The organism is Alteromonas sp. KUL42 (assembly GCF_006538325.1).
In the GTDB taxonomy this organism is placed as follows: domain Bacteria; phylum Pseudomonadota; class Gammaproteobacteria; order Enterobacterales; family Alteromonadaceae; genus Alteromonas.
In genome coordinates, this window is the sequence record NZ_BJKK01000003.1 from 112,534 (window position 1) to 128,529 (window position 15,996).

The following is a 15,996-nucleotide window of genomic DNA, read 5'->3' on the forward strand; positions in this document are numbered from 1 at the left end:
GTACGTTGAAGCTAGTACGCAAGGTAAAAACCTGGTGACTTAGATTTTGCCTACTAGGTCAAGAGAAGGTGCTAATGTTGCTTCGCCTTCTTTCCATTTAGCTGGACAAACTTCACCTGGGTGGCTTGCTACGTACTGTGCAGCTTTAACTTTGCGAACTAGGTCATCTGCGTCACGACCAATACCTTCTGACGTAATTTCCATTGCTTGGATGATACCTTCTGGGTCAACTACAAATGTTGCACGGTCAGCTAGGCCCATAGTTTCACGCATACAGTCGAAGTTACGAGTGATTTCGCCAGTAGGGTCGCCGATCATTGCGAACTTGATCTTGTTGATAGTATCTGAAGAATCGTGCCACGCTTTGTGTGTGAAGTGTGTATCAGTTGATACAGAAAATACTTCAACACCACGAGACTGAAGCTCTTCGTACTTATCAGCAATGTCGCCAAGCTCTGTTGGGCAAACGAAAGTAAAGTCTGCCGGATAGAATACGAAAACTGCCCATTTACCTTTGATGTCTTCGCTGCTTACGTCAACAAATTCACCGTCTTTAAATGCTGTTGCTTTGAAAGGTTTGATAGCAGTATTAATCAATGCCATGTTTAATTCTCCATTTATGGTTTTAAATTAATTCCGTAAACGACTAGCATACGGATATAAACTCTACGTTAATATAGGCTACATGGTTCTTAATAAATTCATGTACCCGGAAACTGAGATAGAGAATAGCGCGTAAGATTCAAAAAAACTAATTGGTAAATATGAACCGCTTAATCAGGTTATTGAATTGAACGATTAAATAAACGACTACTGGATATTATTTCCCTATGCGTATACAGCAACTCATCGACGAAATCGCGCGTATAGATGGTGTGCCACCTTCCCCTTCCCTTGGCAAGCACCTGAAAATGGCAACAAGCCCTTTTGCCTTTTACCGTGGTACAGCACAACTATTTTATGCGGATATTGCTAACGGCGCGCTGCGTTACCCTATTAATTTAGATGCTATTCCTCTTACCAGCGTAGTTGGGGATTGCCACACCTCGAATTTCGGATTTTTAACCGAAGAAGGCTCGCATGGCGACACTGTCATCTTTGCACCAAATGATTTTGACGATGCTTGTGTTGGCAAAGCATATTGGGATTTGCTTCGTTATCTCACTTCGCTACAGCTAGCAAGAATACATTGTGAAGGCGCCGTATTAGGCGAATTTAATAAGGTAGACGTTGACATTGACAAACCAGTGGTTGACGAAGCCCATGTTGTCAGCGCACAGCGCGCGTTTTTACATAGCTACATATCAACCTGCGAACGTGTAGAAGCCGATCCAAATGTGATTTATGAAGCACAAGATTGCCGACCTGATGCGATCCCCTCAAAATTAGCCAAGCTTTTTGATAAAGCGATAAAAAGAAGCTCACAGGGGGAAGACTTTACGACGAAAAGCGCACTTGCTAAAGCGGTTTGCTTAGAAGACGATGAATTGAAGTTTCGAAACAACAGAAGTAAATTCACACCGCTAGCAACATCTCAGTTTAATTCACTCGAACAAGCATTTTCCCCCTATATGGACGACAGTGTTGTCGATATTGTAGAACGCGTCAACGCAGGTACTGGCTCGGTCAATATGTCACGCTATTACTTTTTAGTTGGCCCAAATAAACCGCATTCTGAAGAACAATTCAGATATTGTCATATAGTAGAAGTAAAGCAGCAGCGCGATGCCGCTCCCCTTGCTTACTTTCCAAATATTAATCCTGTAAATACACTTAATGCCGCCCATTTGACCGCTCGCTGCCAACGCAGAATGCAACGTAAACCCGACCTTATACTTGATGAAGTTGAGTTTGAAGACGCTCACTATCTCATTCGATCTCGTCATCACGCAAAAGTAGGCATTGCACCTGAAGATATTGCAATGGGAAACAAAGCAGTAAAAGGCGGGTTCACTTACTTCGCAACACTATGTGGTTATACGCTAGCACTTGCACATTGTCGTGCTGATAGACGCAGCACTCGTTTTGCCAAAACAACGCTTACGCACTTGCCAACACATATTGATGCACTCATAAATGCCGCGAATCAATATAGCGATCAAGTAGTTAGTGATTATCACTGGTTCATAGACTCACTTGCTATATAAAGTCAACTCACCACCTTTGCCTAATACTACTTTTGTTTAGTATTAGGCTTATTTGTGTACAGATATTTTTACTTTATGACAACCCAAAGGCATAAGTAAACTTACCCATAAAAAGTAACTCTTTGTATTTTATAGATATTGATAAAATCAGCTTGAATACAGTTAAGTCATTCCTACGTATAACAAATGCATATACGGTAGTTTGAGCAATAGCAAAATTGCATACAGTTTCGCACTGAACAGATGCGCTTACTGACATAAATTAAAACGAAACTACAAAGGGAATATGACGTGAAAACTTCATTAACTTTATTAACTGCAGGTATTCTATCTGCCCTATCTTCTGCCTCAGTGCAGGCAAGCGATATTGTGATTAGTGGGGTTGTTGATGGCCCACTACCAGGGGGCTATCCAAAAGCGGTTGAGCTTTATGTCGTTAACGATATCGATGATCTTTCTGCTTACGGCGTGGGGAGTGCGAACAATGGTGACGGCTCTGACGGTGAAGAGTTCACTTTTCCAGCTGAAGCAGCAGTTGCAGGTTCACACATTTATGTAGCAACTGACACTGATGGCTTTACTGAATTTTTCGGCTTCGCGCCAGATTTCACCTCTGGCGCATTAGCCGTCAATGGTGATGACGCAATCGAGCTTTTCCAAGACGGCAACGTTATCGATACGTTTGGTCAAATTGATGTGGACGGCACTGGTACAGCGTGGGATTACTTAGATGGTTGGGCATACCGCAACTCTGGCCAAACTGCTAATAGTGGTACTTTTGATTCATCTAACTGGACTTATAGTGGTGTTGATGCATTGGACGGCGAAGCGACCAATGCAACAGCTGCCACACCGTTTCCGCTTGCAACATTCACCACTGAAGGTGGTGGTGTCGTTGTTCCTCCTCCACCAGAGCCTGAAATTGTTCTTGGTGCATGTGCTACAGAAGCAACGTTGATAAGCGCAATTCAAGGAAGCGAAAGTGCTTCAGCTGAAGTGGGTAACGGCCACATTGTAGAAGCCGTAATTACTGGTACGCGCGCAGGTGGTTTCTTTATTCAAGAAGAAGCAGCTGATAGTGACGGCGATGACACAACCTCTGAAGGTATCTTTGTTGAAGGTAGCACAGAAATTGCTGTTGGTAACGTTATCCGCCTTTACGGTGAAGTTGAAGAAAACTTCGGCATGACTACATTGGCAATGGACAGTGATGTTCAGGCAGCTGACTGTGGTGCGGGCGAAACACTTGAAACAATCGCACTATCTTTCCCGTATGATGTTGATCTTGAAGCATACGAAGGTATGAAGGTTAGCGTGACAGACGCAACTATCACCAGCACGAATAACATGTGGCGTTATGGTGAGATTGTTGTTAGTGATAGCATCAAGCGTCAACCAAGCGACGTTGCTGCGCCACTTTCTGAAGCGTATGAAGCAGCAGTTGTTGAGAGTGAAGCAAGTCTACTTACAATCGAAGATAACAGTGGTTCACAGTACCCTGCAGCACTAAGCTTCTTCCCTACTTTTAGTTATGCCAACGCTATTCGAATTGGTGATACATTATCAGCTTCTGGCCCGCTTAACTTCAGCTTTGGTACGTATCGAATCAATCCAACAGAGGTAATTGATGTAACCTCAACACGTACAGCTAACCCAGTAGTAACTGAAGGTAACCTTTCAATTGCGACGTTCAACGTACTTAACTACTTCAATGGTGAAGTTGACGAGAACGGCGAAGTAACGTTTGATTATTCAGCTAACCGTGGTGCTGACGATGCAACTGCATTTGCATTACAGCAAGGCCGTATTGTTGAAGCTATCGTAAACCTAAACGCTGACGTAGTTGGTTTGATGGAAATCGAGAATGACGGTTTTGGCGATGACAGTGCAATTAAAGCACTTGTTGATGCCATTAATGCTGATCTTGGTGAAACCGAGCAATACTCGTACATCGAGACTACAGACGGTAACGGTATCGGTACCGACGCAATTACCGTAGGTTTGATTTACCGAAGTTCAGTTGTTACTCCAGATGGCGACCCAATCATTGTTGCTATGCCTGAACAACAGATTGACGAAGACAGCCTAGCGCGTATGCGTCCATCACTTGTTCAAAGCTTCATGCACGTTGAATCTGAAAAGACCTTCGCTGTTTCGGTAAACCACTTCAAGTCAAAAGGCTCTGAGTGTGCTGAAGATATTGCCGCAGATACTTCTGACATTGATGACATCCAAGGTAGCTGTAACGCTCTTCGCGTTTCTGCTGCTATTACACTAGCAGAAGCACTGGCTGATGAATCATTGCCTGAGCGCAAAGTTATTTTGGGTGATTTGAACTCGTACAGCGCTGAAGATCCGGTAGCAGTGCTTACTGACTACACACCTGAAGCCCGTGGTTATACAATCAAAACTGCAATCAATACAGGTATGGATGAAGGTGCATCGGTTGATGTAGAAACCAGCTACGGTTACCACAACTTAGCAGAAACTTTCGATGAGGGTGGTTTCTCATACTGGTTCTACGGTAGTGAGCAAGTAGGTAGCCTTGACCACGTACTTGCTAGTGAAGCGATGCTAGCAGACGCGGTTGATGGTGCTCACTGGAACATCAACTCAGTAGAAGCTTACCAACTTCAGTATAACCAAGCGCTTCGCTTCTATAAAGATGAAGACGGCTATGCATTTACTGATATTGGTCCATACAAGAGTTCTGACCACGACCCATTCATAGCTACTTTCACTCTGGAAGCGGATGCACCAGTAGACGAAGGTGATGATGTTGTTGAAGACAAGAAGAGCTCTGGTGGCGCGATGGGAGGAATCCTTGCATTGCTAGCTGCAGTTGTTGGCTTTCGCCGTCGTACTACTTTGGCTGCGAAGAAGTAAGTCAAAATAAAACTAAACCTGAGGTTACCTTGTTTCTGCAAGGTGACCCGTTACTAAACTAAGTTCTTATTATAAATAGAAAGTTAGTATCATTTCAGGTATTACGTAATGAAAAGCCCCATTGACATACGTCATGGGGCTTTTTTATGTTAACGATGTCACTTCTCATACCGAATTGTGCAATTTATACATAAACTACACAAAGTGATTTAGACTTTTGCTGCAACCACACCAACTAGTTCTGAGGCTAGTGACGTATCTACCTCAATACCAATCTTCCTCACATACTGATCACGTTTTTCCGATTGTGTCGGGGAAAGGCCATTTTGATAGAGCATCTTAGCAGCCCGCTCTGCAGTTTTAATCTGTTCCGGACTGAGTTCTTCTTTGAGGTGAATTTGTACAATGACTTTAAGAAGACTGAGTGCTATTTGTTTATCAGAAGGTGACAGTATCAAGGCTTGACGCAAATTATTGTAAGCGGGAATCAAACGATTCTCCTTATAATTCACCGTCGCCATGTGCTTTAGTTCTTTTGTCGTGAACTGTATTTCAGTGCGTTCAATAGACTCTTGGTTCAGGTATTCATTGACAACTTGCGACGTGAACGTATCACCTTCTATTTGTTTCCTGAGTTTGTCAAGGATGCTTACACATTGCTCACGCATACCTAATTCGTGAAACGCTTTCATCTTATCCAAACTATCTTCTAGAGAAAGCCCTTCTGTCGACGTAGTTTGTCCTTTCATTAAAGTTTCCGCAGCGCGCTTGTCATTTTTCAAGCACAGCATGCGAGATTTAATTACGTCAATCTGTGAACCAAGTTCTGCGCGAATAGATTTTTGATGGGATAACTCCGCAAGTTCAGACTCAGCGCGATTTAAATACTTCTCGCCTTCCACGTCGCCTAAACTGGTTGCCAAATCGATAGTAGAGCGAATAACATTCAAAGGCAGCTGAGGCGAGTCATGGATTGAGTTTTTGGCGAATTTAGCCATATTCTGAACAGCATTTAGCTGGCCCAGCTTGTCGTGGTTTAGCTTGGCCAAATCCCATAATCGCTTGTTGCGTTCGATATTTCTGGGAGCCAATCGACTTGCCTCTTTCATCTGTTCGTATGCTACATCAAATTGTTCTTTTTCAATAAAATACTGGGCAAGTAAGTCATAGGTTAAAAATCGAGTATCAGGGCGTAATAATAAGTCGTCAACAATGAGTTGTGCTTCTTCTAATTCGTCTTGTCTCAACAGTGAACGCGTTAAGCCAATGTGCACCCACGCATGATCAATGGTTTGCAACAACGTTCTGAAATAGCTTTCGGCGGTATCATAATCACGCAGTTGTAACAGACAATCACCGATGAGGCGCTTAATACGCGGATGATATTCACTCAAGGAAGGATCGTTAAGCTGACGTTCTGCGTAGTACATTGCCGTAGAGTAATCCCCTACTTTCATGCAATGTAACATCTTGTGTAACTTGTATCTGACTTGCAAAATATAATCAAAACGCGTCACAATTTTATTGCGCTGAAGTGGTTTTACCCAAAAGTCATCTGGCTGAAGCTCAACGATACAATTAACTAATTCAGGCGAGGTTTCGGCACTAAGGAAAATAACCGTAGTTGTATCATTGATGTAGTTCAAGTGTTTGAGTTCTTCAAACAAATGAAAACCGTCTTTGTCATGACTAACATTAAACGCCAACAGTACAAAGTCAAACTGGCGAGATTCACACAACCTTTTGGCATGAAACGCGTTAAAAGCATTTTCGACGTGTTTAATACCGATTTCATGAAGAGAGGCCGTAACCACTTCGTGTACAAGCGATTGGTTATCAATGACCAATACGTGAAGGTCTTCTCGGGGAGTAGGAGCAGGTATTCTTTCCAACATTACCTTATCACTTTTTACGTCTTCGCCAAAGTGCCACACGACCGTTTCAACATGGTTTGTAAGTGAACACAATACTTGCACACGCATCTGTAAAGCCATCCAAAGGGGTGTTGGAATAGCGTAGATTTAACTGCGTGAGAATAGACAATATTTATTATAGTTAGTATTACAAAGAAGATATTAGCATTTAGTTGTGCTGCAAGGCTAGCGCCTATTACTTCGGCGGATCAATTTGATCATTGACACTGCCGTTAACACGATACCACCCAGCAACAGAGTGTCTGTCTCTCGTTGAAGGCAATACCTCATGAGGAAACTGCTCACTGAGAAAAACCACAAATGTTCCCATTTGCGGCATTACAGTCACCCCTTCGTTGTCATTTTCATCAATGTAAAGTTTAAGTGCACCACCCTCTTTTTCGCTCCAATTGTTATTTAAATAAGCAACGAGCGATAACACTCTATTACTTTGCCCGCGAAAAGCATCTACATGACGTTTGTAAAATTTACCTGGCTCATAACAAGCGAAGTGACTTTCAAAGGAAAACAAACCCATAAATAAAGTACGGTTTATATACTTTTGCAGAGCTTCACACCATGACAACCAAAGCTTACCCTCTTCTGTTGACCCAGTTATCCAACAGATTTCGTCACCGCGCACCTCTGTAGCATGTTGAAAATCATCAGCGCGCCCTATTCCCGCTGTTTTATATTCCTCTTCACTGATAGTAGCCTGACAGCGCAAAAGTGCATCTACAATAAAGGCAGGTAAATTGTTTAGCTGTATTGAGTAGCCTTTATTTACAAGGTCATCAACGATATTTTCAAATATTGCTTCGTCAAAAACGTGTAATGGCAAGTGCGACGCGAGGCTTTCTTTATTCATGAAATAGTGAACCAATTAAAAACGAAACAGAATGATTATTTGTTGGAGCAAAAATCACGATGACTTATACGCTGCCAGCGTCATACTCGCAATGTGTTTTTAGCGTTACTTTTCGCAAGTTTTTTTATCGAAAAAAGAAAAATATTTATCACAAGAAAAATTGCACTATTTTTGCTTAATTCTTCGTATTACAACCTGTTCATCTTTGTTCATAAAATTGTATTGACCTTTGCGGTACCTTTTTACAGCAATGCATGTTCAGTATGTTCTACTGAGATTAACATCACGCTATTACTTGCCATTAATCCAAGTAACAGTTAACTTTTTCAGATACTTAACAGGCTCTGATGTCTGCAATACATTTTTCTGAGTAACTGATAGCGACAACAGTGAGTAAATAATGAGTCAAGATCAAACACAGATAGAAGAAACAGAACACCACCTCGATTTAAGAAACTTAAGATTAGACGATTACAACGACGTCAAAGCCTTAATGGATGAGGTTTATGCGAATGTAGGTGGCGCTTGGCCCTATACCAACTACAAAGCGCAAGTGACGACGTTTCCCGATGGACAAATTTGTATTGAAGACAAGGGGAAAGTGGTTGCTTTCGCCATCTCGGTGATTGTTGACTATGACCAATTTGGTGACAAGCATTCTTATGACGAAATTACTGGCGATGCTTATTTAACGACACACGATCCAAATGGCGATGTACTTTACGGCGTTGAAGTGATTGTATCGCCTGAATACCGAGGTTTGCGTTTGGGCAGACGCCTTTATGAAGCACGTAAAGAGCTATGTCGAAATCTCAATTTAAAATCAATTATGGCTGGGGGGCGCATACCCAATTATAAAAACTACGCCCATCAGTTGTCGCCGTACGACTACATCGAACAAGTTAAGTTGAAAGACATATACGACCCAATTTTAACGTTTCAGTTGTCTAACGGCTTTGAAGTAAAACAGGTGATGACCGCTTATTTACCAGAAGATGAAGCATCTAAGGGTTACGCGACATTGCTTCAATGGCACAACATTTATTACGAACCGGGAACACCCTCTCTTATCGCAAGTAGAAAATCCAGTGCGCGAATCGGCTGTATTCAGTGGCAAATGCGTTATTTCAACAATGTAGAAGAACTATTACAACAAGTGGAATATTTTGTTGATGCACTCTCTGACTACTCTTGCGATGTAGCCCTATTTCCTGAGTTCTTCAATGCACCGCTCATGGGGCTAAGTCCGTCAGATTCCTCCATTGATGCAATTTGGCACTTAGCAACCTATACCGATGAAATACTTACAGCAATTTCGCATCTTGCGGTTTCTTATAATATTACCATTATCGCAGGCTCTGTTCCTGTAGTGGAAAATGAAGAACTTTACAATGTAAGTTACATTTGCAAACGCGATGGTACCATTGAAAGCCAGTACAAATTGCATCCCACACCGCATGAAAAAGAAGACTGGATAATGAAAGGAGGTAATAGCCTAAAAGTATTTGATACTGACTTTGGTAAAATTGGCGTATTAATTTGTTATGACGTCGAATTTCCTGAACTCGCTAGAGTGTTGTCAGAACAGGAAATGCAAATACTGTTTGTCCCCTTCTGGACCGACACCAAAAATGGCTATTTGCGTGTACGCCGTTGCGCGCAAGCTCGCGCCATTGAAAACGAATGCTATGTTGCAATTGCAGGTAGCGTAGGTAACTTGCCCAAAGTTGACAATGTAGATATCCAGTATGGTCAAACCGCGGTGTTTTCACCGAGTGACTTTGCGTTTCCTCACGATGCCATCGTATCGGAAACCACTCCCAATACGGAAATGACCTTAATTGTCGACTTGGATTTAGACAAACTCACCAAATTGCAAAACGAAGGTTCAGTTAGAAACTACTTAGATCGTCGCCGAGATCTCTACCGCGTAGAGTGGATTGGCGATAAATAATGCAGTCATTTTTAGCAGTTGACTTTGCGCATATCGACGATGTGTTTGTGTTTGAATTTAAGCCGTGGCAATTGGCTTAAATTAGCGATAACATGTCATTGCGCGCAAATAAAAAAGTTTTTCTTCGATTAACAGCTTTTAACGTAAATTTAGATATGAAAGACCTGTAACAAAAGGTACTTACGTGAAACGCTTAAAACCTATATCGGGAAATACTACCAAGAGAGAATTTTGATTTACTATGGCAAATAATTCAAAGAACGACGATTTTCCTACCATCAGATTGGATGAAGAGGACCGTCGTGATTATCAAGCAAAAAAGCAAGCTGCCCCTTCTAAAGCGCCTGCTCAGTCTTCATTATCTTCAACGAGTTCCGCTTCACAAGCACCGTCTAGCGGCAATGGTATATGGATAACGTTTGTAGCAATGATTGCCCTAGTTGCATGTGGTGGCTGTTATTACTTATATACGTTGCTAGAGCAGCAAAAAGCAGTAGCCCTTGAAGCAGACAAGCGCATTATGCAATTGGAAAACAAGTTGTCTGCTACCGGCGAAGAAATTGGCGAATCAACAGTTGCCCTACAAGTCAAAGTAACCGAATTGACCAATAAAACGGCTGAGTTGTGGGAGCAAATGGACAAGCTATGGGCCTCGGCTTGGCGCAGAAACCAAAAAGAAATAGCCGATATGGGTGACCGCATAGGTAATGTTCAAACAGCGCTTAATAAGAATATTAACGGTGTTTCCGACGAAATAAAAGCGCAAGAAGCAGCAATGGGCTCGGTAAGAAATCAGCTCGCTTCAATTGCTGATGAGTTACTGGCTGTTAATGTACAGCTAGAACAAGCTCTTGGTGATAAAGAGTCTGCTCAACAAAGCGTGCGCAATCTCACTGACAAAATATCAGTGTTAGAGCAACGTAATGCGACGTTGTCAGGACGTATCTCTAGCCTTGAGAATGAAATTAGAGATATTGCGACAAAAGTGGTAAGTAGCAGCAAAGCAGCAAATACTCCCCCTACTTCACCAACACTAACAGGTAACCCGTAAGAAAAATTCACAGAGCAAGTTGGTAATGTGATTGCCAATGTGCCCAGTTTATTTGTAAATGTTTTACTTTATTGGCCCCAACCAAAGTCTGTGGTTTGGGGCTATATGAGTAACGCAATATTGTAATTCCCCATCTTAAAACCCCAGGACAAGTTGCAAAATGAGTGAACAAGCGCCAAAGCGTTTAAATAAATATATTAGTGATACCGGTCTATGTTCTCGCCGAGAAGCAGACAAACTCATTGAACAAAATCGAGTCACCATCAACGACAAGTTGCCTGAGCTAGGAACAAAAGTTATACCGTCAGACACGGTAAAAGTGGATGGTAAGGTTGTTGGTGCCGTTGCCACTGACAAATCAGACCGAGTTTACATTATTTACAATAAACCCATTGGAATAACCTGTACTACTGAACGCCATGTCAAAGGTAACATCATTGATGCCATTGGACACAAAGCGCGTATCTTTCCCGTTGGACGATTAGATAAACCCTCTGAAGGACTCATTATCTTAACCAGCGATGGTGATATTGTTAATAAAATCCTGCGTGCCGAGAATGCTCACGATAAGGAATATGAAGTAACAGTAAATCAACCTATCAGTGAGCGTTTCGTTAAACGAATGGCGCGAGGCGTACCAATATTAGGCACGGTGACAAAACCTTGTATTGTAAAGCCCACGGGTCGAGATAAGTTTACCATTATCCTTACTCAAGGGTTAAACCGCCAAATACGTCGTATGTGTGAATTTTTAGGGTACGAAGTGACTAAATTAAAACGCAATCGAATTATGCATTTAGAGCTTGGAAATTTACGCCCAGGTCAATGGCGAAATTTAACAGAACAAGAACTTTCAACACTTCAATCGGCCGTTCAAAATTCAAGCAAAACAGCCTAGAGCGTAATGACCTTTCTTTGATAGTACATGAGCTTAACTTTATTGTTTATCCTATTGGTGCAATTCATTCTATGGTCTACATTTAATACATATTATTTTGTTTATATGTAAATATTTTGGAAAACAGCCATCATCATTATTTTTCACTAGACAGTTTTGAGCAGAGCACTGAATTAGTCGCAATTTACGACCCAGTATTCGTTGTTACATCTGTTCTCATTGCGGTAATTGCATCACTCATTTCTTTTTCATTGTCTGCACGTACCGCAAAATCAGACTTTAAGAACGAGAGAGCTATTTGGTCCGTAGCTGCCGCTTGTTTCTTAGGCTTTGGTATATGGGCGATGCATTTCGTAGGCATGATCGCCTATACCTTACCCATTGAAGTATCGTATGACCCGCTTATTACGCTCGTATCAATAATTCCTGCTATTTTCGCTAGTCTAATAGTCGTGGCTTATCACCCTGAAAAATCACGTAACCTTTGGTTAAGCAGCTTACTCATGGGTGTGGGAATAGGCAGTATGCATTATGTCGGCATGATGGCATTGAAGATGAATGCTGCAATGGTTTACAACGGTTGGCTATTCTCATTATCCGTTATAGTGGCGGTTGTGTTATCAGGTATTTCACTTAAAGCACACGAACTGGTGATGCGTAGAAAGAGGAAGATATCGAGGCAAATACTCCCCGCCTTTATCATGGGTAGTGCAATTTCAGGCATGCACTATACAGGCATGTTGTCTATGCATGTCTTTCCCCTCGCCACCACCGTTCTATCTGAAGAACAACATCACAAAGAGTTAGCCTATCTTGTGATGTTTATGGTTGCTTTCTTTTCCATTATTTTCATTTTGCTACTTGAACTTAGGGTTCGGACACTATCAGCAGACCGCTTTACAGCGGTTTTAAGCACCGTTCAAGAAGGTGTTATTACTTTTGACCGTGACGGCAAATTGGAATTCGTAAACCCTGCAGCCCTCGCCATGTTTGATTACCAAATTAGAGAAATGAAGTTCAAAAGAGTAACCGATCTCGTCAATGCTGCAAGTGGAAGTAATGTCACGCTATTGAATGAAGTAGCAAAAGTATCTGGCAGCCATATTGTTAAAAATATCCCTCAGCGCATTGAAGGTATAAGAAAAAATGGAAGCGTGTTTCCTATGTCACTTCTGGTAAATAAACTTCCGGGAAACCATCAAGCGTTTGTCTGCACAGTGAAAGACTTGTCAGATATTAAAAACCAAGAAGTATTTGCTCAAACTGTTTTTGACACGCTCCCAGATATGCTTTTTGTCAAAAGTGCCGAGGATTTAACCTTCACCCATGTCAATGACCAAGTGAGCCGTGTTTTTGGCAAGGCAAAAAGCGAAATGGTAGGCCTGACCGATTTTGATATTTTTAAGCGTGATGAAGCAGAAAAAGTACTCGAGTCAGACATGCGCATTCTGAATAAAGAAATAAAAGAAAGTTGTGAGGAGCATCCCTACACTATAAATGGTGTTGAACGCTTCTTAGAAACTAAAAAAGTTGTCATTCACGATGCTAATAACAAGCCACAGTACATCCTATCGCTTACCGAAGATATTACCGAGTTACGAAAGACACAGAAAAAGTTAGAGGCACTGAACAAGCGAATGTCACTAGCTGCTGATGTTGCTCATATAGGAGTGTGGGAGTGGAACTTAGAAAATAATGAGCTTATTTGGGATGACTGGATGCACAGAATTTACAGTGTTCCTAAGCATGAATTTGAGGATTACTACACTGTGTGGTCTAACATGGTTTACGCTGATGATGTCGAGGAACTTAAAGCGCAAATAGACGAAGCAATTAATGCAGAGTCTGAATTTCATGCACAATTTAGAATTCAAGTCGACAAAGGGCGTATTAGGTATATTCGAGCAGATGGCCTTGTTGAGGGCAATAAAATGTTTGGTATCAATATAGACATTACTGAACAGGTATTGGCCGAGAAAAAAATCAACGAATTGGCCAATCAAGATAGCTTAACCGGTTTAGCAAATCGAAATTTGCTTTCAACGTTTATTGAGCTTGAATTTGCGCGAATTGAAAGAACACAACTGAAGTGTTTTTGCCTGTATTTCGACTTAAACAAATTCAAGCCTATCAACGACAACTATGGGCACAATATAGGCGATGAAATTTTAATTGAAGTTGCAAATAGGTTAAAGCGTTTATGTAGAAGTTCTGACTTAGCAGCACGGATGGGAGGAGACGAATTTGTACTTATTGTGACAGATGTTGAGTCAGTGTTTGAAATTAAAGAACTAATTAACCGCGTTCAGTGTTCCATTGAAAAACCGATAGAAACAACAAAAGGAGTCATGTCGGTAGGTGCCAGTATCGGATACTCTTGTTATCCTGATGAAGCATCTAACCTTGATGAATTAATTCATACTGCCGATGAGAGAATGTATCAAGTAAAGAGCACTCGGAACAAGGCTTAACGCCATAATTAAGATTTCAAAACCAATAGGCACAAAAAAAGCGCCCAATGGGCGCTTTTCTTGAAACCGAGTCTTAGCGACGTAGGCCCAGACGCTTGATAAGGTCAAGATAACGCGGAGCATTCTTGCCTTTAAGGTAGTCTAGAAGCTTACGACGTTGGCTAACCATACGTAGAAGACCACGACGTGAGTGGTGATCTTTCTTATGATCAGCAAAGTGACCTTGAAGCTTGTTGATGTTGTGAGTTAGCAAAGCAACTTGAACTTCTGGTGAACCAGTGTCGCCTTCTTTAACGCCATACTCAGCAATGATTTTTGCGGTTTCTTCTTTAGTTAGTGACATATCATTCTCCTTAAATGAAGCTTCGCCGATCACTAATTCAGCAAAGCGGAATGAGGGGCGTATTATAATGACGTTTACATACTTAGCAAGGCCTCTCACTACATTTTCATTAATTTGATTTTGATAGGCCGCTGTATAGCGATGTTATGCGTTTTGATAGATCTTCTTTAAATTCAAATCCATCTAAAAAGTTAGTTGCTAGCTGATCACTTTTGTTCTTGTATATAGCATAAATAGTAAGTGCGATAGCAACTTTTTTATCACGATCAATAACCAAATCTAGGTTTTTTCTACGAAATTTGGTGAATGACGCGCAGCCGTTTCCAGGACACTCTCCACCGCGCTGTTAATATCTATATTAATCTGACGCTTAGTCCAAGTTAATGCTATCTCAGGATCTGAATAGGCTAAATATGTAGCAGCATGCTCAACGTCAGATTGATAATTTTCAGGTTTACTGTGTTTTACGAACCAAGACGCGGCTTCTGTTGGTACGCTATTTATATAATCGTGAAAAATGATGAACCTGATATCATCTTTGCGCGCGCTTGCTGCAAGGCTTTCAAACCATGATTTAACCGCCTCGCTATCCTTTGACGTCCATATACGAATTAGGTTTTGTTCTAAGTCTTTATCATTGTCTATCTGTTCATTTGAAAGGGCATCTATAAATTGTTCTGGTGTTTGCAAAGCGGCAAAAATACCGCTGAAAGCTATTGTTCTTGAAACCTCAGATGAGAAAAGTGACACTGACTGTAATGCACTATCAACATCTTTTTTGGCTATTTCGTAGAGTAAAAGCGCAGGCAGCGTTCTGATTTCGGCGCTCCCCTTTAGTTGAAATTCATTGTCGAGGTACCATTCAAAAGCTTTCATGGGAGATTGACGTGACCAAGCGCTAATCACTGTGGTTCTTAGTTCTTGTTTAGCTCTTGCGTCAACGTTTAGGTTATTTACATGGTCCCATGCTTTCAAAGGGTCTAGCTCGACCAAACGTGAAACCAACATTGATCTCATAATTGCGGCACTTGGATCCACAACAATAGCGTTGAAATGAGAAAGCGCATTTGCCGCTGATTCTTCATCCATATTGCTAATTTTTGATATCAGCGCGCTTATTTGCTTTAAACTGAGCGCCGGCTTATCGGCTAACCACTGTTCGATGCTAATGGACTGTAGGTCATAGTCGTCGGGGTTAGAGGATATTGTGCTTGAGATTTCACCTTGCAATGAAGTTGAGGGGAACATTGAGGTATTAATGACCTCGTTGCCATTTAAATTTGATGAATACTCTGAACCATCCATATCTGAGGTGGCATTCATTTCACTAAAATAAACCCCAGATACAAACCCAATACACAAAGAACAAACCGCGAAAACAATCAACCTACTCATTCAATTCCCTTTAATATGTATTGCTTACTTGTATAAAAAATATCAATTAAAAAGCCTTGTGGCAGGCATC

The 15,996-nt window shown here is 41.5% G+C and carries 11 protein-coding genes; 6 read left to right on the plus strand and 5 right to left on the minus strand.

Going from position 1 to position 15,996, the window contains the following annotated elements:
* Window positions 1–39: 39 nt before the first annotated feature.
* Complete coding sequence (gene ahpC, locus EYR97_RS05745) at window positions 40–603, minus strand: alkyl hydroperoxide reductase subunit C (RefSeq protein WP_131092865.1); 564 nt, start codon at window positions 601–603, stop codon at window positions 40–42.
* 227 nt (window positions 604–830) lie between these two features.
* On the opposite strand from ahpC, the gene EYR97_RS05750 reads away from it, so the two are divergent.
* Together EYR97_RS05750 and EYR97_RS05755 are read left to right on the plus strand one after the other, a co-directional pair.
* The gene (locus EYR97_RS05750) at window positions 831–2,147 is read left to right on the plus strand and encodes a DUF2252 family protein (protein ID WP_242634914.1); all 1,317 of its coding nucleotides are present in this window, start codon (window positions 831–833) and stop codon (window positions 2,145–2,147) included.
* Between the two features lie 291 nt (window positions 2,148–2,438).
* Window positions 2,439–5,033 (plus strand): ExeM/NucH family extracellular endonuclease, encoded by a 2,595-nt coding sequence (locus tag EYR97_RS05755; protein ID WP_131092866.1) that lies wholly within the window; start codon window positions 2,439–2,441, stop codon window positions 5,031–5,033.
* Between the two features lie 209 nt (window positions 5,034–5,242).
* Here EYR97_RS05755 and EYR97_RS05760 read toward each other — a convergent pair whose 3' ends face one another.
* Both EYR97_RS05760 and EYR97_RS05765 read right to left on the minus strand, forming a co-directional pair.
* On the minus strand, window positions 5,243–6,928 hold the full coding sequence (locus EYR97_RS05760) for a response regulator (RefSeq protein WP_131093162.1): 1,686 nt from the start codon (window positions 6,926–6,928) through the stop codon (window positions 5,243–5,245).
* 214 nt (window positions 6,929–7,142) lie between these two features.
* Window positions 7,143–7,814, minus strand: coding sequence for a 2OG-Fe(II) oxygenase (locus tag EYR97_RS05765; protein ID WP_131092867.1), 672 nt, complete (start codon window positions 7,812–7,814; stop codon window positions 7,143–7,145).
* Window positions 7,815–8,214: 400 nt separating this feature from the next.
* Here EYR97_RS05765 and EYR97_RS05770 point away from each other — a divergent pair, with 400 nt between their 5' ends.
* The 4 genes from EYR97_RS05770 to EYR97_RS05785 all read left to right on the plus strand — a co-directional run bounded on the left by EYR97_RS05770 (window position 8,215) and on the right by EYR97_RS05785 (window position 14,188).
* Window positions 8,215–9,768, plus strand: a complete 1,554-nt coding sequence (locus tag EYR97_RS05770; protein WP_131092868.1) for a bifunctional GNAT family N-acetyltransferase/carbon-nitrogen hydrolase family protein — start codon at window positions 8,215–8,217, stop codon at window positions 9,766–9,768.
* A 241-nt stretch (window positions 9,769–10,009) separates the two neighbouring features.
* Window positions 10,010–10,819 (plus strand): hypothetical protein, encoded by an 810-nt coding sequence (locus EYR97_RS05775; RefSeq protein WP_131092869.1) that lies wholly within the window; start codon window positions 10,010–10,012, stop codon window positions 10,817–10,819.
* A 160-nt stretch (window positions 10,820–10,979) separates the two neighbouring features.
* Window positions 10,980–11,717 carry a 23S rRNA pseudouridine(2604) synthase RluF gene (rluF, locus tag EYR97_RS05780; protein WP_131092870.1) on the plus strand — a complete coding sequence of 246 codons (738 nt, stop codon included), beginning with the start codon at window positions 10,980–10,982 and terminating at the stop codon, window positions 11,715–11,717.
* A 116-nt stretch (window positions 11,718–11,833) separates the two neighbouring features.
* Window positions 11,834–14,188 (plus strand): bifunctional diguanylate cyclase/phosphodiesterase, encoded by a 2,355-nt coding sequence (locus EYR97_RS05785; protein WP_131092871.1) that lies wholly within the window; start codon window positions 11,834–11,836, stop codon window positions 14,186–14,188.
* A 73-nt stretch (window positions 14,189–14,261) separates the two neighbouring features.
* Here EYR97_RS05785 and rpsO read toward each other — a convergent pair whose 3' ends face one another.
* Entirely contained in the window at window positions 14,262–14,531 is a 270-nt protein-coding gene (rpsO, locus tag EYR97_RS05790; protein ID WP_131092872.1) for a 30S ribosomal protein S15, read from the minus strand.
* Window positions 14,532–14,810: 279 nt separating this feature from the next.
* Complete coding sequence (locus EYR97_RS05795) at window positions 14,811–15,926, minus strand: hypothetical protein (protein ID WP_131092873.1); 1,116 nt, start codon at window positions 15,924–15,926, stop codon at window positions 14,811–14,813.
* Window positions 15,927–15,996 lie beyond the last annotated feature (70 nt).